The 19,463-nt window shown below is 70.8% G+C and carries 19 protein-coding genes; 12 read left to right on the top strand and 7 right to left on the bottom strand.

The features are described 5' to 3' along the window. Positions 1 to 81 precede the first annotated feature (81 nt). Positions 82 to 1,488 carry an MFS transporter gene (locus NH287_RS11260; RefSeq protein ID WP_253035695.1) on the bottom strand — a complete coding sequence of 469 codons (1,407 nt, stop codon included), beginning with the start codon at positions 1,486 to 1,488 and terminating at the stop codon, positions 82 to 84. A 191-nt stretch (positions 1,489 to 1,679) separates the two neighbouring features. On the opposite strand from NH287_RS11260, the gene dnaK reads away from it, so the two are divergent. The 5 genes from dnaK (at position 1,680) to NH287_RS11235 (ending at position 6,672) form a co-directional block, all read left to right on the top strand. After that, complete coding sequence (gene dnaK, locus NH287_RS11255) at positions 1,680 to 3,539, top strand: molecular chaperone DnaK (RefSeq protein WP_253035694.1); 1,860 nt, start codon at positions 1,680 to 1,682, stop codon at positions 3,537 to 3,539. Positions 3,540 to 3,541: 2 nt separating this feature from the next. Then, positions 3,542 to 4,141, top strand: coding sequence for a nucleotide exchange factor GrpE (locus NH287_RS11250; RefSeq protein ID WP_253035693.1), 600 nt, complete (start codon positions 3,542 to 3,544; stop codon positions 4,139 to 4,141). A 14-nt stretch (positions 4,142 to 4,155) separates the two neighbouring features. Beyond that, the gene (locus NH287_RS11245; RefSeq protein ID WP_253035692.1) at positions 4,156 to 5,136 is read left to right on the top strand and encodes a DnaJ C-terminal domain-containing protein; all 981 of its coding nucleotides are present in this window, start codon (positions 4,156 to 4,158) and stop codon (positions 5,134 to 5,136) included. Between the two features lie 10 nt (positions 5,137 to 5,146). Continuing rightward, positions 5,147 to 5,587, top strand: coding sequence for a heat shock protein transcriptional repressor HspR (locus NH287_RS11240; protein ID WP_064002620.1), 441 nt, complete (start codon positions 5,147 to 5,149; stop codon positions 5,585 to 5,587). Positions 5,588 to 5,751: 164 nt separating this feature from the next. After that, a complete protein-coding gene (locus NH287_RS11235) occupies positions 5,752 to 6,672 on the top strand; it encodes a hypothetical protein (protein WP_253035691.1) in 921 nt (306 codons plus the stop codon). Between the two features lie 47 nt (positions 6,673 to 6,719). On the opposite strand, the gene NH287_RS11230 is transcribed toward NH287_RS11235, so the two are convergent. Next, entirely contained in the window at positions 6,720 to 7,310 is a 591-nt protein-coding gene (locus NH287_RS11230; RefSeq protein ID WP_253035690.1) for a hypothetical protein, read from the bottom strand. Positions 7,311 to 7,341: 31 nt separating this feature from the next. Between NH287_RS11230 and NH287_RS11225 the strand changes: the two genes are divergently transcribed. From NH287_RS11225 to NH287_RS11215, 3 genes are all read left to right on the top strand, one after another. Next, a complete protein-coding gene (locus tag NH287_RS11225) occupies positions 7,342 to 8,553 on the top strand; it encodes an endonuclease/exonuclease/phosphatase family protein (RefSeq protein WP_253035689.1) in 1,212 nt (403 codons plus the stop codon). 148 nt (positions 8,554 to 8,701) lie between these two features. Next, entirely contained in the window at positions 8,702 to 9,901 is a 1,200-nt protein-coding gene (locus tag NH287_RS11220; RefSeq protein ID WP_253035688.1) for a glycosyltransferase, read from the top strand. A 1-nt stretch (position 9,902) separates the two neighbouring features. Further along, positions 9,903 to 10,997 (top strand): glycosyltransferase, encoded by a 1,095-nt coding sequence (locus tag NH287_RS11215; RefSeq protein ID WP_253035687.1) that lies wholly within the window; start codon positions 9,903 to 9,905, stop codon positions 10,995 to 10,997. Here the strand turns inward: NH287_RS11215 and NH287_RS11210 are convergent, their stop codons facing one another. The 3 genes from NH287_RS11210 to NH287_RS15275 are packed head-to-tail and all read right to left on the bottom strand — an operon-like array spanning position 10,998 to position 11,768. Beyond that, entirely contained in the window at positions 10,998 to 11,204 is a 207-nt protein-coding gene (locus tag NH287_RS11210) for a hypothetical protein (RefSeq protein WP_253035686.1), read from the bottom strand. A gap of 24 nt (positions 11,205 to 11,228) precedes the next feature. Next, positions 11,229 to 11,609: a hypothetical protein gene (locus tag NH287_RS11205; protein ID WP_253035685.1), complete on the bottom strand. Its 381-nt coding sequence runs from the start codon at positions 11,607 to 11,609 to the stop codon at positions 11,229 to 11,231. A gap of 27 nt (positions 11,610 to 11,636) precedes the next feature. Then, complete coding sequence (locus tag NH287_RS15275) at positions 11,637 to 11,768, bottom strand: hypothetical protein (RefSeq protein ID WP_290440555.1); 132 nt, start codon at positions 11,766 to 11,768, stop codon at positions 11,637 to 11,639. 93 nt (positions 11,769 to 11,861) lie between these two features. Here NH287_RS15275 and NH287_RS11200 point away from each other — a divergent pair, with 93 nt between their 5' ends. Genes NH287_RS11200 through NH287_RS11190 form a run of 3 tightly spaced genes read left to right on the top strand, consistent with a single transcriptional unit; the run spans position 11,862 to position 15,647 of the window. After that, positions 11,862 to 12,848, top strand: coding sequence for a GlxA family transcriptional regulator (locus tag NH287_RS11200; RefSeq protein WP_253035684.1), 987 nt, complete (start codon positions 11,862 to 11,864; stop codon positions 12,846 to 12,848). A 52-nt stretch (positions 12,849 to 12,900) separates the two neighbouring features. Next, positions 12,901 to 15,114, top strand: a complete 2,214-nt coding sequence (locus NH287_RS11195) for an ATP-dependent Clp protease ATP-binding subunit (protein WP_253035683.1) — start codon at positions 12,901 to 12,903, stop codon at positions 15,112 to 15,114. Then, the gene (locus NH287_RS11190; protein ID WP_253035682.1) at positions 15,111 to 15,647 is read left to right on the top strand and encodes a GNAT family N-acetyltransferase; all 537 of its coding nucleotides are present in this window, start codon (positions 15,111 to 15,113) and stop codon (positions 15,645 to 15,647) included. The genes NH287_RS11195 and NH287_RS11190 overlap by 4 nt, the downstream gene beginning before the upstream one ends. A gap of 235 nt (positions 15,648 to 15,882) precedes the next feature. Here the strand turns inward: NH287_RS11190 and NH287_RS11185 are convergent, their stop codons facing one another. Continuing rightward, positions 15,883 to 17,295 carry an HNH endonuclease signature motif containing protein gene (locus NH287_RS11185; RefSeq protein WP_253035681.1) on the bottom strand — a complete coding sequence of 471 codons (1,413 nt, stop codon included), beginning with the start codon at positions 17,293 to 17,295 and terminating at the stop codon, positions 15,883 to 15,885. A 262-nt stretch (positions 17,296 to 17,557) separates the two neighbouring features. Here NH287_RS11185 and NH287_RS11180 point away from each other — a divergent pair, with 262 nt between their 5' ends. Next, positions 17,558 to 18,388, top strand: coding sequence for a UbiA family prenyltransferase (locus tag NH287_RS11180; RefSeq protein WP_253035680.1), 831 nt, complete (start codon positions 17,558 to 17,560; stop codon positions 18,386 to 18,388). 282 nt (positions 18,389 to 18,670) lie between these two features. Here NH287_RS11180 and NH287_RS11175 read toward each other — a convergent pair. Further along, positions 18,671 to 19,463: FAD-dependent monooxygenase (locus NH287_RS11175; RefSeq protein WP_253035679.1), on the bottom strand; the 793-nt coding region annotated here is incomplete at its 5' end.

Genomic DNA, 19,463 nt, shown 5'->3' with positions numbered 1-19,463 from the left:
GCCCCGGCATCCGCTCGCGAGCCGACGCGAACGGCACTCCACCCCGGTGGATGGATGCCGAACGCGTCGGCTCGCGGTCGCTCAGCGCAGATGCGCGGGACGGGGGAGCTTCACGAAGAGCATCAGCACGAGTCCCAGCACGAGGACGATCGCGATGCCCAGGATGCCCCAGTAGGTCGCCCCGAAGACGGCGATGAAGAGCGTCCACATGGCCGGGGCGAGGAAGCTCACGACGCGGCCCGTCGTCGCGTAGAGCCCGAACACCTCGCCCTGCATGTGCTCGGGTGTGACCCGGGCGAGCAGCGACCGTGTCGACGCCTGCGCGGGACCGACGAACGCGCACAGGAGCAGTCCGAGGATCCAGAACGGCAGCTTGCCGGCGTCGTGCAGCAGGAACACCGCGAGGGCCGTCACGACGAGGCCGCCGAGCGAGGTGAGGATGATCGCCCGCGCGCCGTACCGGTCGTCGAGGCGGCCGGCGACGACCGTCGAGATTCCTGCGACGAGGTTCGCGGCGATGCCGAACAGGATCACCTCGTTCGGCGAGAACCCGAAGGCCACGGCGGCGAGGACGCCGCCGAACGCGAAGACGCCGCCGAGCCCGTCGCGGTAGACGGCGCTCGCGAGCAGGAACCACGCGGTCGGGCGGTGCGAGCGGAACAGGTTCGCGATCGAGCGGAAGAACTCGCGGAACCACGCCGCGAAGCCCAGCGGCGGCGCGCCGGCGGGAGCGGGGGGTTCGGGCACGTTGCGGAACAGCGGGATCGCGAACGCGATCGTCCACACGGCGCAGCCGACCGCGATGAGGCGGTAGGCGAGTCCGTTCGACGTGTCGAGGCCGAACCACTCGACCGCGTTCAGGACCACGACCGCGACGAGGGCCAGGATGCCGCCGATGTAGCCGAGTCCCCAGCCGAGCCCCGACACCTTGCCGACCGTGCGCGGGGTCGAAACGCTCACGAGCAGCGCGTTGTAGTTGACGCCGGCGATCTCGGACGCGACGGCGCCGAGCGAGACGAGGATCGCGCCGACCCAGAAGAACGACGGGTCGGCGAAGACGAAGAACAGGCCGAACTGCAGGAGAGCCAGCAGAGCGGTCGCGATCAGCAGCCAGCGCTTCTTGCGGCCCTTCCGATCGGCGACCTGACCCAGGATCGGCGCCAGCAGCAGGATCGCGAGCCCCGCGATCGTCGAGACGAGGCCGTAGCCGCTCGACAGATCCGCGAGGGCGGACTGCTTGAGCGGGTCGTCGTCGGCGAGGGCCGCGATGTCCGCCGGCAGGAAGGTGTCGGAGACGAGGTAGAGCGACACGAAGACGAAGGTCAGGATGACCGAGTTGAACGGCTGGGTCGCCCAGTCCCACATCGCCCACGACACGACGCTCTTGCGCGCGACGGGGTGCTCCTCGAGGTCCTGGAACATCACGGGCAGGGCGCCGCTGTCGGCGGTGGCGGGGATCTGGGGCGTCCCGCCGCTGGAACGCGTCATGAGGCGCACACTACCCCGACCGCGGTACTTCCCGGTGACGTCCGCTGGTCTGCAAACTTGATATGAGTCGGCTCAAGTTGGTTTGACGCTCGGGGCAGGACGGAGTAGCCTTGAGTCATCGCGGCTCAGGTTGTGGCCAGGACCGCGGAAAGACTTCAGATCTACGCAAACGCCACACGAAGGAGAATCACATGGCACGTGCAGTGGGAATCGACCTCGGAACGACCAACTCGGTCGTCGCCGTCCTCGAAGGTGGCGAGCCGAAGGTCATCGCCAACGCCGAGGGTCTTCGGACGACCCCGTCGGTCGTCGCGTTCACGAAGGACGGCGAGGTGCTCGTCGGCGAGACCGCCAAGCGCCAGGCCGTCACGAACGTCGACCGCACCCTCACCTCCGTCAAGCGCCACATGGGCACCGACTGGAAGACCCAGGCGATCGACGGCAAGAACTACACGCCGCAGGAGATCTCGGCACGCATCCTGCAGAAGCTCAAGCGCGACTCCGAGCAGTACCTCGGTGACACGGTGACGGATGCCGTCATCACCGTCCCCGCCTACTTCAACGACGCCGAGCGTCAGGCCACGAAGGAGGCCGGTGAGATCGCGGGCCTCAACGTGCTCCGCATCATCAACGAGCCGACCGCCGCCGCGCTCGCCTACGGTCTCGACAAGGGCAAGGAGGACGAGCTCATCCTCGTCTTCGACCTCGGTGGTGGAACCTTCGACGTCTCCCTCCTCGAGGTGGGCAAGGACGACGACTTCTCGACCATCCAGGTGCGGGCCACCGCCGGTGACAACCGCCTCGGTGGTGACGACTGGGACCAGCGCATCGTCGACTACCTGATCAAGCAGTTCAAGGACACCAGCGGCGTCGACGTCTCGAGCGACAAGATCGCCCTGCAGCGTCTCAAGGAGGCCGCGGAGCAGGCGAAGAAGGAGCTCTCCAGCTCGCAGTCGACCTCGATCAACCTGCCCTACCTCTCGCTGACCGACTCGGGCCCCGTGTCGCTGTCCGAGACCCTGAGCCGCGCGAAGTTCGAGGACCTCACGAAGGACCTGCTCGACCGCACCAAGAAGCCGTTCGAGGACGTCATCCGCGAGGCCGGCATCAAGGTCGCCGACATCGACCACGTCGTGCTCGTCGGTGGGTCGACGCGTATGCCCGCCGTGAGCGAGCTCGTGAAGAAGGAAGCCGGCAAGGAGCCCAACAAGGGCGTCAACCCGGACGAGGTCGTCGCCGTCGGCGCCGCCCTGCAGGCCGGTGTCCTCAAGGGTGAGCGCAAGGACGTGCTGCTCATCGACGTCACCCCGCTGAGCCTCGGCATCGAGACCAAGGGCGGCATCATGACCAAGCTCATCGAGCGCAACACGGCCATCCCGACCAAGCGCAGCGAGACCTTCACGACCGCCGACGACAACCAGCCGTCGGTCGCCATCCAGGTCTTCCAGGGCGAGCGCGACTTCACCCGCGACAACAAGCCGCTCGGCACGTTCGAGCTCACCGGCATCGCGCCGGCACCCCGCGGCATCCCGCAGATCGAGGTCACCTTCGACATCGACGCGAACGGCATCGTGCACGTGTCCGCCAAGGACAAGGGCACGGGCAAGGAGCAGTCGATGACGATCACCGGCGGCTCGTCGCTGCCGAAGGAGGACATCGAGCGCATGGTGCGCGAGGCCGAGGAGCACGCGGCCGAGGACAAGAAGCGCCGTGAGGCCGCCGAGGTCCGCAACCAGGCCGAGACCCTCTCGTACTCGATCGAGAAGCTCCTGAACGAGAACGCCGACAAGCTGCCCGAGGACGTCAAGACCGAGGTCCAGGCCGACGTCGACGCCCTCAAGACGGCGCTCGCGGGCGACAACGACGACACCGTCAAGGACGCCTACGACAAGCTGAACTCGTCGCAGACGAAGATCGGCGAGGCGATCTACGCCGCCAGCCAGGCCGAGGCCGCACAGGCCCCGACCGACGCGCCGGCCGGTGAGCAGGCGGCATCCGATGAGGATGTCGTCGACGCCGAGGTCGTCGACGACGAGGACGAGAAGAAGTAAGCATGGCGGACAAGGACTTCGAGGGGCCCGACGACGGGGACGAGGTCGTGGACTCCGGGGCTGCCGACCAGGCGGCCCCGGAGGGCGCCGCCGACGGTCCCGACACGCAGCCCGAAGAGCTGACGGTCGACGACATCCTCGGTGCCGCCCAGTCCGACGAGGCCGCGGTGGCCGATGCACCCGCCGAGGAGCACGACCTCGTCCTCGACCTCAAGCGCGTCCAGGCCGAATACGCCAACTACCGACGCCGCACCGAGGAGCAGCGCGAGGTGGAGATCGCGCGCGCCAAGGGTTCGGTCGCGAAGGGGATGCTGCCGGTCCTCGACGACCTCGACCGTGCCGAAAAGCACGGCGACCTCGAGGAGGGCACACCCCTCGCCGCGATCGCCGACAAGATCCGCACGGTCGTCGCCCGCCTGGGCGTCGAGCGCTACGGCGAAGCCGGTGAGGCCTTCGACCCGCAGCAGCACGAGGCGATCTTCCAGGCGCCGACTCCCGGCACCACCGAGGCGACGATCCTCGAAGTGGTCGAGGTGGGCTACCGCCTGGGCGACCTCGAGCTGCGTCCCGCCAAGGTCGTCGTCGCCGTCCCGGCCGAGTAAGGGAGGGAGGGGCAATGGCCAGTCAGGACTGGTTCGACAAGGACTTCTACAAGGTCCTCGGTGTGTCGAAGGACGTCTCGGATGCCGAGTTGAAGAAGACGTACCGCAAGCTGGCGCGCACCTACCACCCCGACTCGAACGCGGGGGATGCCGCGGCCGAGGCGAAGTTCAAGGAGATCAGCGAGGCGTACTCGGTGCTCAGCGACAAGGAGCAGCGCGCCGAGTACGACCAGCTGCGCGCCATGGGCTCAGGAGCGCGCTTCCAGCCCGGCGCGAGCGGCGGCGGATTCGAGGACGTGTTCAGCAGGTTCTCGACCGGAGGAGGCAGCCAGCAGGCCGACTTCGACGACCTGTTCGCGATGTTCGGGCAGCAGGGCGGGGGCCGCTTCGGCTCGGGCCGCTTCGGGCAGCCGAGCGGCGGGTTCCGTGGCTTCGGCGGTCCGCAGCGCGGTGCCGACGTCACCGCCCGCACGACCCTCGACTTCACCACGGCCGTGAAGGGCGACACGATCACCCTGCAGGGCGAGGACGGCAGGCCGATCAAGGTCAAGATCCCCGCGGGGGTCTCGGACGGCCAGAAGATCAAGCTGCGCGGGCGCGGCCGGCCCTCCCCGGACGGCGGTGAGGCGGGCGACATCGTGCTGACGGTGGGCGTGCGCCCGCATCCCGTCTTCACGCGTGAAGGGCTGAATCTCCGCATCCACGTCCCCGTCACGTTCACCGAAGCGGCCCTCGGCGCCACGATCGAGGTGCCCACGCTCGGCGGCGACGTCGTCAAGCTGCGCGTGGCCCCCGGCACCCCGTCGGGGCGCGTGCTGCGCGTCAAGGGGCGGGGCGTGCAGACCGCGAAGGGCACCGGCGACCTGCTCGCCGAGGTGCAGGTCGCGGTCCCGACGCACCTGGACGGACCGGCGCGCGAGGCGCTGGAACGCTTCCACGAGCTGGAACCCAAGGAGAACCCCCGCGCCGATCTGATGGCCAAGGCGCGCGAGTGAGGTGAGAGGCATGGCGAACGAGCAGGTCGACGAAGAGGCCCCGATCCTGGCGATCGCGGTCGCGGCCGAGCTCGCCGGCATGCACCCGCAGACCCTCCGTCAGTACGACCGGCTGGGCCTTGTGGTACCGGCGCGCACCCGTGGCGGGTCGCGCCGGTACTCCCTGCGGCACGTGGCGCAGCTGCGCGAGGTGGCCCAGATGTCGGCCGACGGCGTGAGCCTGCCGGCGATCTCGCGCATCATCGAGCTCGAGAACGAGGTGCGGATGCTGCGCCGCGAGGTCTCGGGACTGCAGGCGCGCCTGCGCGACGAGGTCGCCGCCCGCCGCGGTGCCCGCGTGTTCGCCGCCGGCGCGACCGGCTCGGTCGTCACGCTCCGTCAGGGAACGCGCGTGCGCCGCGCGACCGACGTCGTGCTGTGGCGCCCGCATCCGTCCCCCTCCGACGACTGACGCTTCCGGCGGTCGCCGAGGGGTCGCAGATGGTCGCCCGACGGCGTCTGAAGCGACCATCTGCGACGTCTCGAGGCTTCTCCAGGGGTCCGACGGGCGGGCGGATGTCCACAAGGGGTCGACGGGCGGGTGGGTGACGGTGATCGCGGCGGGATCGTTGGCGGATGTCGAGTGTCCTTCCCCCGGGTCTCCCCGACCGCTTCCTCGTCGCGCACGCTCTCGACGCCGGCGTCACGCGCCGTCGGTTGCGGCATCCGTCCCTTGCGGCGCCGTTCTACGGTGTCCGTTCCCCTGAAGAGGCTCACGACGTCAGGGCGCTCGCCCTCGGCTATCTGCCCAAGCTGCGGGCCGGGGAGCATTTCTCGCACGCGACGGCGCTCGTCCTCGCGGGAGGGTGGGCTCCCGATCGACTCCGGTCCACCCTCGATGTGACCGCGATCCCACCGATCGTTCGGGCTCGCGGGGCGGGAGTGCGCGGGCACCGTTCCCAGGCGGCCCGCCTCCGGCTGGTGGACGGGATGCCGGTGGTCGAGCCGGCGGTCGCGTGGTGCCAGGCGGCATCCCTTCTCAGCGACCGTGAGCTCGTCGTCGCGGCGGATGCGCTGCTCCGTCGCCACCACCCTGTGCTCACTGTCGATGCGCTGGAGGCCGCGGTCGCCGAGCGGGACGGGTCGCGCGGCGTGCGGCGATTGCGACGTGCGCTCGAGCTCACGGAGCCGCAAACCGATTCCGTCGCGGAGACGTTCCTTCGGCTGGACGCGCGGGAGGCCGGGCTTCCGCCGTTCGAGGTGAATGCCGAGATCCGGGATGCGCACGGTCGGTTCCTCGCCTACGGCGATCTGGTCCACGCGCCGACGAAGGTGCTGCTCGAATACGACGGGCAGCAGCATCGCCTCGACGACCGTCAGTTCGCGCGCGACGTGGATCGGTTGGACGACCTCGCCGCGGCGGGGTGGCGGGTCATCCGGGTGAACCGTTCGCATCGCGGCGCCGCCCGCCGGTGGGCACTCGAGCGCACCCGCGCCGCCCTCCTCGAGCGGGGATGGCGCCCCGAGGCGTCGCAGATGGTCGCTGCGCGCCGGTGAAAGTGACCATCTGCGACGTCTCGGCGACGGAGGCGGGATGCCGGGGGTCAGGCGGGGTCGATGCGGAGGGTGCCGGGGCCCTCGCCGACGGTCAGGTCGTCGACCAGTCGCAGCGAGCGGGCCAGCTCATCGACCGCAGGGAGGACGACGCCGAAGCGCTCGCGGTCGGCGATGACGGCGGTCAGGGTCACCAGGTGGGTGCCGGTGTCCCACGTGTACGACGCGAAGGGGGTCTGACGCGGGTTCGGCGGCAGCGGCATCTCGAGCTTCTCGCCGACACCCAGGGGCGAGCCGGTGAACGTGACGGTGTCGTCGTACTCGATCGGCATGCTCGCCCGCATCGTGCGCAGCTGGGGCGTGAGCTCCTGCACCTGGGCCATCGCGACGAGCAGCTCGGGATCGTCCCTCCACACCCACGCGAGCAGCCGCCCGTCGGCGCGGCGCATGAGGGCGGGGATCGCCTGGCTCATCGCCCACGCCGCCACCTTGCTACCGGGCTGCTCGCGGCCGAACGCGGCGTTCGCCTGGGCGAGCAGCATCCCGATCGCCTTCTTGCGGGCGCGTCGTCCACGGAACCCGAAGGATCCCGTGATCGGGACCCATCGCGCGGGGTCCGCCTGGGCAGAGATTCGCGTCATGCCGACAAGCGTAGGTTGCTACCATCCGCCTATGCTGCGCGTCCCCCACGCTCGCAGCGCCGTCGCAGTGATCGTTGCGATCGCGCTCGCCCTCACCCTTCCCGCCTCGCCCGCGTTCGCCGCCTCCGTCCCTCCCAGGGCCGGCCTCGTGAACTACGTCGGCGCCTCGACGACCTCGCTGACGGTCGACTGGGCCGACATCCCGGGAGCGACGAGCTACTACGTCTACGCCGGCACGAGCCACGCGCAGGTCACGCGGCCCGAGCACCCCGTCAACCAGAAGACCACGACCTCCAAGGCGACGGTCACGGGGTTGAAGCCCGGGGTCGCCTACTTCATCCAGGTGCGCGGGGTGTCGTCGGCCGGCATGGGTCCGCGCTCGTCGCCGGTCGCGCACGAGACGATCACGGCGCAGGCGACCCTGCCGGCGTCGTGGCCGAGCTATCACGCGGTGAGCTGGAACGTCTGCTCCAACGTCTGCTCGGGCATCGCCTCGCGCAAGACCGTCATCGACAAGCGCATCGCCGAGCTCGCCCCCGACATCGTCGCCCTGCAGGAGGCGTCGAAGTACACCGCCGCCCCCTCGGGCTACCGGTTCGCCTACAACGGGCAGAACGACATCCTCATCCGCACCGGCCGGTTCGCCCCCGTCGCCGCGAAGTCCGGGGGCGCGACCTCCGGCGCGACGCTCTTCCCCTCGACCTACGCGTCGGCCGGCAAGGGGATGTCGTGGGCCGCCGTGCGGCACAGTTCCGGCGCCTATCTGCTCGTCGCCAACACGCACCTCGTGGTCGGCACCTCCGCATCCGTCGTCCGTCAGCGCGAGTACGAGGCCGGCAAGCTCGCCGACGCGATCTCGGCGACCCTGACCAGGCTGAACAAGACGCATCGGTCGCTCACCGACTGGACGAAGGCGCCGGTGATCGTCCTGGGCGACTTCAACACGCACAAGTCCCGCACCGGCGACAAGACCATGGCGGTGCTCGAGCAGCGCGGCTGGCATGACGCGTACGACCAGGCGCGAGCGCTCAGCCTGCAGCACTACAACACCGCGAACCCGACCATGTCGCTCACCCCGTTCGTCAGCGTCACGTGGGGCGACCACGTCGACAAGGTGCTCGTGCGGCCGTCGCGGTCGGTCGTGTTCCGGTGGGCGAACGCGGGCAAGACGGCGGGCGGAAAGTGGATCGGGCCGCTCGGGTCGGACCACCACCCGCTCTCGGTGCGCCTCGGTTTGCGCTGATCCGGGGGCGGGGCGCGCCGGGCTCCCAGCGGAGGAGTTCCCGGCCCCCGGCTAGAATCGAGGCCCGGCGCCCCCGCATCCCTGCGCCCCACCGGTGGGACCCACCACTCCCGCCATCGACGCACAGATTGGCCCGTACCCCGTGACCATGACGCCCCCGGACCATCCCGCTTCTGAACGCGGACCCCTCACCATCGTGATCGCGGCCGACACGTTCGCGCCCGACGTGAACGGTGGCGCACGCTTCACCGAACGCCTCGCCGCCGGGCTCGCCGAGCGCGGCCACCACGTGCACGTCGCGACGCCGAGCGTCGGGCACCGCAACCACGGCGTGTTCACCGAGGAGATCGAGGGGCAGAAGCTCACCGTCCACCGCCTGCCCGGCTGGCGGTACCGGCCCCACGACTGGCTGCGTTTCGTGCTGCCGTGGAGGGGCAAGCACTACGCGCGGCAGATCCTCGACACGGTGGACGTCGACGTCGTCCACAGCCAGTCGCACATCGTCATCGGTCGTGCGCTGACACGCATCGCGAACCAGCGCGGCATCCCGGTCGTGGCGACGAACCACATCATGGCCGACAACATCCTCGACTTCACGCTGCTGCCGAAGTTCCTCTACGACATCTTCCTCAAGATCGCGTGGGCGGATGCGGAGCGCACCTTCAAGATGTCGCGCGCCGTGACGACCCCCACGCGCAAGGCCGCGGAGTTCCTCGAGAGCACGATCGACATCCAGGGTGTCATCCCGATCAGCTGCGGCATCCGCAAGAGCAACTACACCCCGAACCTCGCGCCGCGTGAGAAGCGCCGGCGCGTCCTGTTCGTCGGACGCCTCACGACCGAGAAGCACGTCGAGGTCACCCTCGAGGCGATCGCGAAGCTGCCCGACCTCGACATCGAGTTCGAGATCGTCGGGGGCGGCGACCAGCGCAAGAACCTCGGACAGGTCACGCAGCGCCTCGGGCTCGAGGACCGGGTCACGTTCCGCGGACGGGTGTCGGAGGACGAGCTGCGGGCGGCCTACACGCGGGCGGACGTCTTCGTCATCGCCTCGGTCGCCGAGCTGCAGTCGATCGCGACGATGGAAGCCATGGCCTCGGGCCTGCCCGTCATCGCCGCGAACGCCGTCGCGCTGCCGCACCTCGTCCACGACGGCGAGAACGGCTACCTCTTCGAGCCCGGGAACGTCGACGAGCTCGCCGAGAAGATCCGCACCGTGCTCACCGCCGACCAGGCCGAGTACTCGCGCATGCAGCACGCGTCGCTCGACGGCGTCGACATCCACGACATCGAGCGCACCCTCGACACGTTCGAGAAGCTCTACCGCGGCGAACCGCTCGACGTCTGACATGCGTCTGTTCTTCGACGCGCGCTACATCCGCACGGACTTCCACGACGGCATCAGTCGCTACTCGGCCGAGCTCGCGCAGGCGGTGGCGGATGCCGCATCCGCCCACCGCACCGAGGTCACCTTCCTCATCCACGACGAACGGCAGCGGGCGTTCCTGCCGAAGGGTGCGATCACCCTCACGATCCACTCGCCGACGTCGGCCAAGGAACCGTTCGCGTCGCTGCTGCTGAACCGGCACCGACCCGACGTGCTGTTCTCGCCGATGCAGACGATCGGGTCGGCGGGGCGGCGGTTCCGCCTGATCCTCACGCTGCACGACACGATCTACTACCGGCACCGCACGCCCCCGCGGGCGCTGCCCTGGTACGTGCGGCTGGGTTGGCGGCTGTTCCACCTGTCGTACTGGCCGCAGCGCTGGACGCTCGACGCGGCCGACCTCGTCGCGACGGTGAGCGAGACGAGCGCGCGCCAGTTCGCCCGCGTGCGGCTGACGAAGCGGCCGGTCGTCGTGATCCCGAACGCCCCGCAGCGTCTCGCCGCCCTCCTGCCCGAGGGGACGACCGTGGGCGCGGGTCCGGTGCGGAACCTCGTCTACATGGGCTCGTTCATGCCCTACAAGAACGTCGAGACGCTGGTGACGGCCATGCGGCAGCTGCCCGACCACACGCTGCACCTGCTCTCGCGCATCACCCCGGAACGTCGCGCCGAGCTGACCGCCCTCGCCGGCGGAGCCTCGGTCGTGTTCCACGACGGGGTGACGGATGCCGCCTACGCGGCGCTCCTCGCCGACGACGCCGCCCTCGTCACGACGAGCCTCGACGAGGGGTACGGGCTGCCGGTGGCCGAGGCGCTGGAGCTCGGCGTGCCCGCCGTCGTGACCGACATGGAGATCTTCCGCGAGGTCGCCGGCGACGGCGCCCTGTACGTCGACCCGCTCGACCCCGAAGCCGTCGTGAGCGCCGTGCGCTCACTCGACGAGCCCGGCGTGCGCGAGCGGCTCATCGAGGCGGGGACCGCCCACATCCGGACGTTCGACTGGGGTCGGTCGGCGCACATCCTGCTCGCGGCCGCGCGCGACCTCGTCACGCGCTGATCAGATCGGGCCGCCGGCGTTGTGGCGACCGTCGACGTAGACTGCGGTCCCCTTCGCGAGGCGCGCCTGCGACTCGGCTTCCCGCCGCGCGGCCGCGCCCGGTCCCTCGGCGTCGACGACAGCGCGGTCGCGTCGTGAGCGACGAGCCGCCACGAACAGGCTCGTGGCGATGACGGCGGCGACAGCGACGGCGAATCCGATCTCCATGGTCGGAGCCTAACCGCCCCGGGGTCAGTACAGAGCGGACGCGATGCTGGATGACGCGAAGCTCAGCACGGTGCCGACGATCTGCGCGGCGGCCAGGCCGATCGCGATGCCTCCCAGGAGGCGGCCTGCGACGTGTCGTCGTGCAGCGAGGATGCCGAGGACGAGCGCGACGACCGCGATGAGGCAGGTGAACAGTGCGAACGCGGCGTTGACGACTCCGGCGAGCGTGTAGTTCGACGACGTGTAGAGCGAGATCGAGACCGCTGGCCACAGTCCGCCGAGCAGGATCGGCACGGCGCCGACGATGACGGCGGCGACGGCCGGCCCGCGACCGGGTGTCGCCGGTGCGGTGCGGTAGGGCTGCTGCGGGTACGGCGGCTGCGCCGGCGGCAGGGGGGTGCTCATGGGGGTTCCTCTCGCGAGGCCCCGAGTCTAGGGGAGGCGGGGAGCGCGCGGGCAGGTCGGCTGCCGGCGGTAGCCGTCGGTGGCGACGAGGCGGATCGTGCCGATGACGGCGGCGACGACGACGAGGGACAACAGGATGAGGAGGAGTGCGGCGGTCATGGCAGGAACGCTATGCTTGGCGGCATCCTGCCACGAGTGGCCGTGAAGCCACTGCCCGCAGGAATCCTGCCATCGCGTGACCGGAGGTCGCCCATGATCCGTACCGTCGCCTGCATCGTCCAGTCCGGGTTCGCTCCGTTCGAGTTCGGACTCGCGTGCGAAGCCTTCGGGCTCGACCGCAGCGACGAGGACATCCCGAACTTCGACTTCCGGATCGTGACCCCGGATCCCGGCGCCGTGCCGAGCAACCTCGCATTCTCGATCAACGTCGACGAGGACCTCGCGTTCGCCGACGAGGCCGACCTCGTCGTCGTGACCCCGATCCCCCGCGAGGCGTGGGACGACGTGGACCCTCGCGCGCTCGACGTCGTCCGCCGTGCGGTCGAGCGGGGTGCGTGGGTGCTCACGGTCTGCAGCGGCGCCTTCGTCGTCGCGGCATCCGGCGTGCTCTCGGGGCGCCGCGCGACGACGCACTGGCGATACGCCGAGACCATGGCGCGCATGTACCCCGACATCGAGGTCGACCCGAACGTCCTCTACGTGCAGTCGGACCGCATCATCACGAGCGCGGGAACGGCGGCCGGGCTCGACGCGTGCCTGCACCTGCTGCGGATCGAGCTCGGCGCCGAGGCGGCGAACACGATCGCGCGGCGGATGGTCGTGCCGCCGCAGCGCGACGGCGGGCAGGCGCAGTTCATCGCGACGCCCCTGCCGGTGTCGACGTCGCTGTCGCTCACGCCGGTGACGGACTGGATGCTGGAGAACCTGCGCCGGGACCTGTCGGTCGATCAGCTGGCGGCCAGGGCGCACATGTCGCCGCGGACGTTCGCGCGCCGCTTCAAGGCCGACTACGGCACGACGCCGGCGGCGTGGCTGGGGCGCCAGCGGATCCTGCACGCTCAGCGGCTGCTCGAGCAGACCGACCTGGGGCTCGACGCGATCGCCTACGAGTGCGGGTTCGGCTCGGCGGCGGTGCTGCGGCAGAACTTCTCGCGGGTGCTCGGCACGACGCCGACGGCGTACCGCGCGCGGTTCGCCTGCGCGGACGATCTCGTCGGAGCCGGCGAGATGGCGTCGTGATAAACTTGAGTCACTCAGGCTCAAGTTTGGACCGACCCTTCAGGAGCAGATGATGAACGCACAAGCCGCCCCCGGACAGGACGATCAGGGCAGCGCCCTCGAACAGTTCGGCGTCAACCTCACCGACCGCGCCCGGCAGGGCAAACTCGACCCCGTTATCGGTCGCGACGGCGAGATCCGACGGGTCAGCCAGGTGCTCACGCGCCGCACGAAGAACAACCCCGTGCTCATCGGTGAGCCCGGCGTCGGCAAGACCGCCGTCGTCGAGGGGCTCGCGCAGCGCATCGTCGCGGGCGACGTCGCCGAGTCCCTGAAGGGCAAGGAGCTCATCGCGCTCGACATCTCCGCACTGGTCGCCGGCGCGATGTACCGCGGCCAGTTCGAGGAGCGGCTGAAGAGCGTCCTCAAGGAGATCACCGAGTCCGAGGGGCGGGTCATCACCTTCATCGACGAGCTGCACACGCTGATGGGTGCCGGCGGAGGCGAGGGGTCGGTCGCGGCATCCAACATGCTCAAGCCCATGCTCGCCCGCGGCGAGCTGCGCCTGATCGGGGCGACGACGCTCGACGAGTACCGCGAGTTCATCGAGAAGGATGCCGCGTTGGAGCGCCGCTTCCAGCAGGTGTACGTCGGCGAGCCGAGCGTCGAGGACACGATCGCGATCCTCCGCGGGCTCAAGGAGCGGTACGAGGCGCACCACAAGGTCGCGATCTCGGACGGTGCGCTGGTGGCCGCCGCGGCGCTGTCGAACCGCTACATCCCGGCGCGGCAGCTGCCCGACAAGGCGATCGACCTCATCGACGAGGCCGCGTCGCGCCTGCGCATGGAGATCGACTCGGCGCCGCTGGAGATCGACGAGCTGCGCCGGCACGCCGACCGGCTGAAGCTCGAGGAGCTCGCGCTGAAGAAGGAGAAGGACGACGCCTCGAAGGAGCGCCTCGCGGCGCTCCGCGACCAGCTCGTGAAGGTGCAGCAGGAGCTCGACGACCTGCAGGCGCGGTGGGAGCGCGAGCGCGCGTCGCTGAACGCCGTCGGCGACTACAAGACGCGGCTGGACGCGCTCCGTGTCGAGGCCGAGCGGGCGCAGCGCGAGGGCGATCTCGAGCGGGCGTCGCGGCTGCTCTACGCCGAGATCCCGGCCCTCGAGCGCAAGCTCGCCGAGGCGGAGTTGGCCGAGGGTGCCGTCGGTGACGGAGCCGAGCGGATGGTGGGCGACCGGGTGACCGAAGAGGACATCGCGGAGGTCATCGCGGCGTGGACCGGCATCCCGGTCGGAAAACTGCTGCAGAGCGAGAGCGCTCGACTGGTGCACCTGGAGTCCGAGCTCGGCAAGCGGCTGATCGGGCAGAAGGCGGCCGTGAAGACGGTGTCGGATGCCGTGCGTCGCTCCCGCGCCGGGATCAGCGACCCGAACCGGCCGACCGGCTCGTTCCTGTTCCTCGGGCCGACCGGTGTGGGCAAGACCGAGCTCGCGAAGGCGCTTGCGGAGTTCCTGTTCGACGACGAGCGGGCGATGGTGCGCATCGACATGAGCGAGTACGGCGAGAAGCACGCCGTCGCGCGGCTCGTCGGTGCCCCTCCCGGGTACGTCGGGTACGAGCAGGGCGGTCAACTCACCGAGGCGGTGCGGCGCCGTCCGTACTCCGTGGTGCTGCTCGACGAGGTCGAGAAGGCGCACCCCGAGGTGTTCGACGTGCTGCTGCAGGTACTCGACGACGGACGGTTGACCGACGGCCAGGGGCGGACGGTGGACTTCACGAACACGATCCTCGTGCTGACGAGCAACATCGGGTCGCCGGTGCTCATCGATCCGACGCTGACGGACGAGACGAAGCGCGAGCAGGTGATGACGATGGTGCGGCAGGTGTTCCGCCCCGAGTTCCTGAACCGACTCGACGACGTCGTGATGTTCTCGCCGCTGAGCGAGTCCGATCTCGCGCAGATCGTCGAGCTCGCCGTGGATGCGTTGCAGCGCCGCCTGCGCGATCGTCGACTGACGCTCGCGGTGACGCCGGACGCCCGCGCCTGGCTCGCCGAACGCGGGTACGACCCGCTGTTCGGTGCGCGGCCGCTGCGGCGGCTGATCCAGTCGGAGATCCAGGACCGGCTTGCGATGGCGCTGCTGTCGGGCGGTGTGCACGACGGTGACGTGGTGCGCGTGGACGTCGCGGTCGACGGGTCGCAGCTCGTGCTCACGAGCAGCGGTCCGGCGCAGGCCGAACCGGGCGAGGATGACGTGATCGAGGCGGAGCTGCTCGACGAATGACCTCGCTCGGTGGTGCCGGGGTGACGCTGCGGGAGCCGGCGGTGACGGATGCCGCGGCCCTCGCCGACGCGTACCGCCGGAACCGCGAGCGCCTCGCGCCGTGGGAGCCGGTGCGGGCGGAGTCGTTCTTCACGGAGGCGGGTCAGCGGGCCGAGCTCGAGGCGGTGCTGCGGGACCGCGATGCCGGGGTCGCTGCGCCGTTCGTGCTGGTGGCGGGGGAGCGCATCGTCGGTCGGGTCAACCTGTCGGGCATCGTCCGCGGCGCGTTCCAGAGCGCCAACCTCGGGTACTGGATCGACGGCGGGTTCGCGGGTCGCGGCCTCATGACCGCGGCGGTGGATGCCGTGGCGCGCGCCGCCGCCGAGGAGTGGGGTCTGCATCGGGTGCAGGCCGGCACGCTGCTGCACAACGCGGCGTCGCGGGCGGTGCTGCGGCGGTGCGGCTTCACCGAGATCGGCGTCGCCCCGGGGTACCTGAAGATCGCGGGGCGCTGGCAGGACCATATGCTGTTCCAGCGGATCCTCGAGGGCTGAGGCGTGCCGCGCGCGGCGGGCTGTGGCGGTGGCGGGCTGAGGCGGTGAAGGGCTGAGGCGGCGGCGGGCTGAGGGCTCAGAGCGGCGGCTAACGGGTGAGGGCGCTCCGACGCGCACCCCGTGCGCCGTGTGCCTTCTGCGCGCAACGCACTCCAGGTGGGCGCGAGCTGTCCGGCGTGCGTCCGACCCTTCTGGGGGGATGCGTGCAGCGCGGCGCGCAGGGCGCCCTCTTGTTTCAGAAGGGTGCGGATTCCGCTGGTGCGGTCGGCGGTGGTGGTGGTGCGGCAGGGGTGAACGCGACGGCCGGGGTGGGTGCGTCTTCGCGGTAGGTCCTGCCGAGGGGTGAGGTCCATTCGAGGACTCCACCCTGGAGTTGTCGGACCCTCCACGCGGTGAATTGCTTCATCGAGTGATGCCTCTGGCACAGATGAGCCAGGTTTGAGAGTTCGGTTCGTCCGCCGAGGGCGTGATCGTGCGTGTGATCGACTTCGCAGCGGATGGCGGCGACGCGGCATCCGGGGAACCGGCAGTGCTGGTCACGGGCCTGCAGGAACCTGCGCATCCCCGACGGGACACGGTACGAGTCGGTGGAGACCGTGACCCCGGTGGCCGGGTCGTGGAACAGCCGCTCCCAGATGTGGGTGCCGCCGGCCAGCGTCCGGGCGGTCGCGGGATCGATAGGGGAGCGGCCGGCGAGGTCGATCGGTCCGTCGTCCTCGCCGGTGAGTGTCGCGGCGGGGACGAGGATCTGCACGCGTGCTCGGATCGCGCCGAGCGGGCCTGCGGTGGTGTCTCGGGTGTCGTCGAGGGCCGGTGTTCCCGCGAGGAGCAGGTCGGCGAACACGTCCGCCCGGACCTGATCGGTGGAGCGATTGTCAGTGGCGACGATGGCGCCGGCATCGTCGGTGTCGGTGTCGGTGTCGGTGTCGCCATGCGTCGTGGCGGCGTCCCCGAACGACACACCAGCCCCGCCGTGCGCAGCGGCGCGCTCGTTGCGGGTGTCGAGGATCGCGCGTGCCTGCTGCGTGAGCCGGTCGTGGATCCCTTCGGCGATCACCGTCGGGACGGTTGCGACGACGTCGCTCATCCCGTCTCGCCCCGGCACGATCCGCACGCACCGCCCGGCGGCGGCCTGCTCGTGCCGTTCCGCGAACGAGCGGGGGTGCATCCGGTGGGCGAGGATCTCGAGCTCGCCTCGCACCCGGTTCGGGGTGTCTCGCTCGCATCGGCTGATCGCGACCTGTTCGAACTCGGTCCACATCTCGGCCGGCAAACTCGTCCCGGTCTCGAGGATCGCGATCGCGTGGCCCCGAACGATGCGACCTTGCTCCCATGCCTCGACCGTCGCGGGGAACCCTTCGACCAGGGTTCGTGCTTCACCGATCCGCCGTTGCACGGTCCGGTCGGTCACGCGCATGACCCCGCCGACCTCCGCGGCGATCGACCGCAACGCCATGTCGTGGACCTGCACGCGGGCGTTGCGCTGCGCGATCTGCGCTTCGGCCAACCGCCCCGCCGCGGCCAGTGCACGCAGTTCCTCGATCTGCGCGGCGGCGATCCGCCGGGCCGCGGAATCGACGTCCGCGACAACCCCTGCCAGAGCAGCGAGATAGTCCTCGCCACCGGGGGTTTCCGCCGCATCCGTCATACCTGCACTCTGCCACTGGCCACCGACATCCACCCCGGAAAAACGGGCCCAGAACACACGTTGTGCACACCCCGGGAATGAGAGTCCTCTCATCCTCGCGGCGGCGCGTCCTCCGTGACCGAAGTCAATGCGCCGTGCCCCGCAGCTCGTGCGGTTGGTGGTGGCATCCGCCCGACCGTGGGGGACGATCATCCTCCGAGCCCGCGCCTCGCGCTCCACTGCCGGAGGTCCGCCGTACAGACTCGGCGTGAAAGGATCGAGCATGCGTACCGCGCGGGCCCTGTGGGGCGCCACCCACCCCGGGCCGTCGCTCGTGGTGACCGCGCTCTCGCTGGCCCTCGGCCTCGCCGCCGGGCTCGAGCCGTGGCGCCTCGTCGTCCTCGTCGTCGCGGTGTTCGCGGGGCAGGTGTCGGTCGGCCTGTCGAACGACGCGATAGACCTGTTCCGCGACGCCACGGTGGGCCGCTCCGACAAGCCGCTCGTCCGCGGCGACACCCGCGTGCGCACCGCGTGGATCGCGGCGTTCGCCTCGCTGGGTGTCGCGATCGTGCTCTCCGCCGTCCTCGGCTGGGGGATGCTGCTCGCCCACGTCGTCGCGCTCGTCTCGGCGTGGAGCTACAACGCCGGGCTCAAGGCGACCCCCGCGTCGCTCGCGCCGTTCCTCGTGAGCTTCGGCTTCTTTCCGTCACTCGCCACCTTCTCGGCACCCGACCCGCAGCCCGCCGCGCTCTGGGCGACCTTCGCGGGAGCGGTGCTCGGCGCCGCCGTCCACCTGACGAACGTCCTCCCGGACCTGGACGACGACCGCCGCACCGGGGTGCGCGGACTGCCGCATCGGCTCGGAGCTGCGGCATCCGTCGTCCTCGCCGTCGCCGGTATCGTCCTCGCCGCGGTCGCGGTGCTCGTGGGCAGCCTCGCCGAGGGGGCACCGGCGGCCGCGATGATCCCGTTCGCCGTCGTCGTCGCGATCATCGCGGGTGCGGTGCTGTTGCGGATGCGGCGCCGCGGCCCCGACCGCACGGGATTCCGGCTCGTGATGGCCGCCGCGCTGGTCCTCGCCGTGCAACTCGTGGTGGGCTCGAGCCTGTCCTGACCCCGGGGCGGGCGGTTCCAGGGACGCGACGTGTCGCCGGGAGGTCGATCGGGCGACGGGATGCGTCCCTGGAGCAGTGGATGCGGACGGGTCGCAGCCCCGTCCTGCGCTTCCGGGGACCCAAGATGTCGCGAAGCGGCCGCGCAGGCGGCAGGACGCGTCCCTCGAACCGCGAGCGCCGTCGACCCGCGCCTCGCCCCGACGCTCCAGGGACGCGATGTGTCGCGCGGGGGTCGCGCGGGCGACGACTCGCGTCCCCGGAACCGCGCCGCGGCCGGCCCCTCAGCGGCTCGCGCGGTCGAGGCCCATCGCGTAGGCGTGCGGGACGAGCCCGCCGGTCGCGGCGAGCACCGAACCCAGCACGCGCGAGCGCAGCGCGTGCACAGCGCCGGACACGGGTCGGCCGAGCGCCATGTTGACCGCGGCAAGGCGGCCGGCGACCCGCGCGGAGCGCACACGGTCACGCTCCCACTCCGCGAGGTCGGCCTCGGGGGTCGACCCCGACCGGATCCAGGCGGCGAGCAGGGGAGCGAGGGTCGCGGCATCCAACAGTCCGAGGTTCATGCCCTGGCCGCCGATCGGACTGACCTCGTGCGCCGCGTCGCCGATCACGAACACGCGGTACCGACGCATCCCGGGCGCGAGCACCCGCCGCACCCCGAACTCCGTCGCCTCGGTCACCGCCTCGGCAGCCTCCGCCTCGCCCCGCTCGCGCATAGCACGGCGCAACCGATCCGCCCGCGACGCGGCACTCCCGCCGGCGTCCCACGCGGCACTCCCGCCGGCGTCCCACGCGACGAACCGACGCCGCCCGCCGGGCAGCGGGAACGACTCGAGCACGCCGCCAGGCGCTAGGTGCACTACGGCGGTCTCGGCGTCGGCGCGGGGCGGCACGGCGGCATCCGTCATCAGATACCGATCGGCGTATGCCGTCCGCCGCAGCGCTCTCGGACGGTAGACGAGGTCGCGCGCACCGACCCCGCCCGCGACCACCACGATCGGCGCGACCCGGTCCCCGCGGTCGGTCTCGACCCGCGCCCGCGCGCCGTCGGGCGCGACCCGCGTCACCGTCGTG

This window comes from Microbacterium sp. CnD16-F, from assembly GCF_024124465.1.
In the GTDB taxonomy this organism is placed as follows: domain Bacteria; phylum Actinomycetota; class Actinomycetes; order Actinomycetales; family Microbacteriaceae; genus Microbacterium; species Microbacterium gawkjiense.
The sequence above is the reverse complement of the archived record's forward strand: the minus strand, read 5'-3'. Positions and strand labels throughout refer to the sequence as shown.

What these genes read in the sequence shown, in the direction of transcription:
- NH287_RS11215 (WP_253035687.1), top strand. Translation starts at nt 9,903, where the DNA reads ATGCGTCTGTTCTTCGACGCGCGCTACATCCGCACGGACTTCCACGAC.
- NH287_RS15275 (WP_290440555.1), bottom strand. Translation starts at nt 11,768, where the DNA reads ATGACCGCCGCACTCCTCCTCATCCTGTTGTCCCTCGTCGTCGTCGCC.
- NH287_RS11200 (WP_253035684.1), top strand. Translation starts at nt 11,862, where the DNA reads ATGATCCGTACCGTCGCCTGCATCGTCCAGTCCGGGTTCGCTCCGTTC.
- NH287_RS11260 (WP_253035695.1), bottom strand. Translation starts at nt 1,488, where the DNA reads ATGACGCGTTCCAGCGGCGGGACGCCCCAGATCCCCGCCACCGCCGAC.
- NH287_RS11225 (WP_253035689.1), top strand. Translation starts at nt 7,342, where the DNA reads ATGCTGCGCGTCCCCCACGCTCGCAGCGCCGTCGCAGTGATCGTTGCG.
- NH287_RS11180 (WP_253035680.1), top strand. Translation starts at nt 17,558, where the DNA reads ATGCGTACCGCGCGGGCCCTGTGGGGCGCCACCCACCCCGGGCCGTCG.
- NH287_RS11195 (WP_253035683.1), top strand. Translation starts at nt 12,901, where the DNA reads ATGAACGCACAAGCCGCCCCCGGACAGGACGATCAGGGCAGCGCCCTC.
- dnaK (WP_253035694.1), top strand. Translation starts at nt 1,680, where the DNA reads ATGGCACGTGCAGTGGGAATCGACCTCGGAACGACCAACTCGGTCGTC.
- NH287_RS11210 (WP_253035686.1), bottom strand. Translation starts at nt 11,204, where the DNA reads ATGGAGATCGGATTCGCCGTCGCTGTCGCCGCCGTCATCGCCACGAGC.
- NH287_RS11240 (WP_064002620.1), top strand. Translation starts at nt 5,147, where the DNA reads ATGGCGAACGAGCAGGTCGACGAAGAGGCCCCGATCCTGGCGATCGCG.
- NH287_RS11220 (WP_253035688.1), top strand. Translation starts at nt 8,702, where the DNA reads ATGACGCCCCCGGACCATCCCGCTTCTGAACGCGGACCCCTCACCATC.
- NH287_RS11185 (WP_253035681.1), bottom strand. Translation starts at nt 17,295, where the DNA reads ATGACGGATGCGGCGGAAACCCCCGGTGGCGAGGACTATCTCGCTGCT.
- NH287_RS11205 (WP_253035685.1), bottom strand. Translation starts at nt 11,609, where the DNA reads ATGAGCACCCCCCTGCCGCCGGCGCAGCCGCCGTACCCGCAGCAGCCC.
- NH287_RS11235 (WP_253035691.1), top strand. Translation starts at nt 5,752, where the DNA reads ATGTCGAGTGTCCTTCCCCCGGGTCTCCCCGACCGCTTCCTCGTCGCG.
- NH287_RS11190 (WP_253035682.1), top strand. Translation starts at nt 15,111, where the DNA reads ATGACCTCGCTCGGTGGTGCCGGGGTGACGCTGCGGGAGCCGGCGGTG.
- NH287_RS11230 (WP_253035690.1), bottom strand. Translation starts at nt 7,310, where the DNA reads ATGACGCGAATCTCTGCCCAGGCGGACCCCGCGCGATGGGTCCCGATC.
- NH287_RS11250 (WP_253035693.1), top strand. Translation starts at nt 3,542, where the DNA reads ATGGCGGACAAGGACTTCGAGGGGCCCGACGACGGGGACGAGGTCGTG.
- NH287_RS11245 (WP_253035692.1), top strand. Translation starts at nt 4,156, where the DNA reads ATGGCCAGTCAGGACTGGTTCGACAAGGACTTCTACAAGGTCCTCGGT.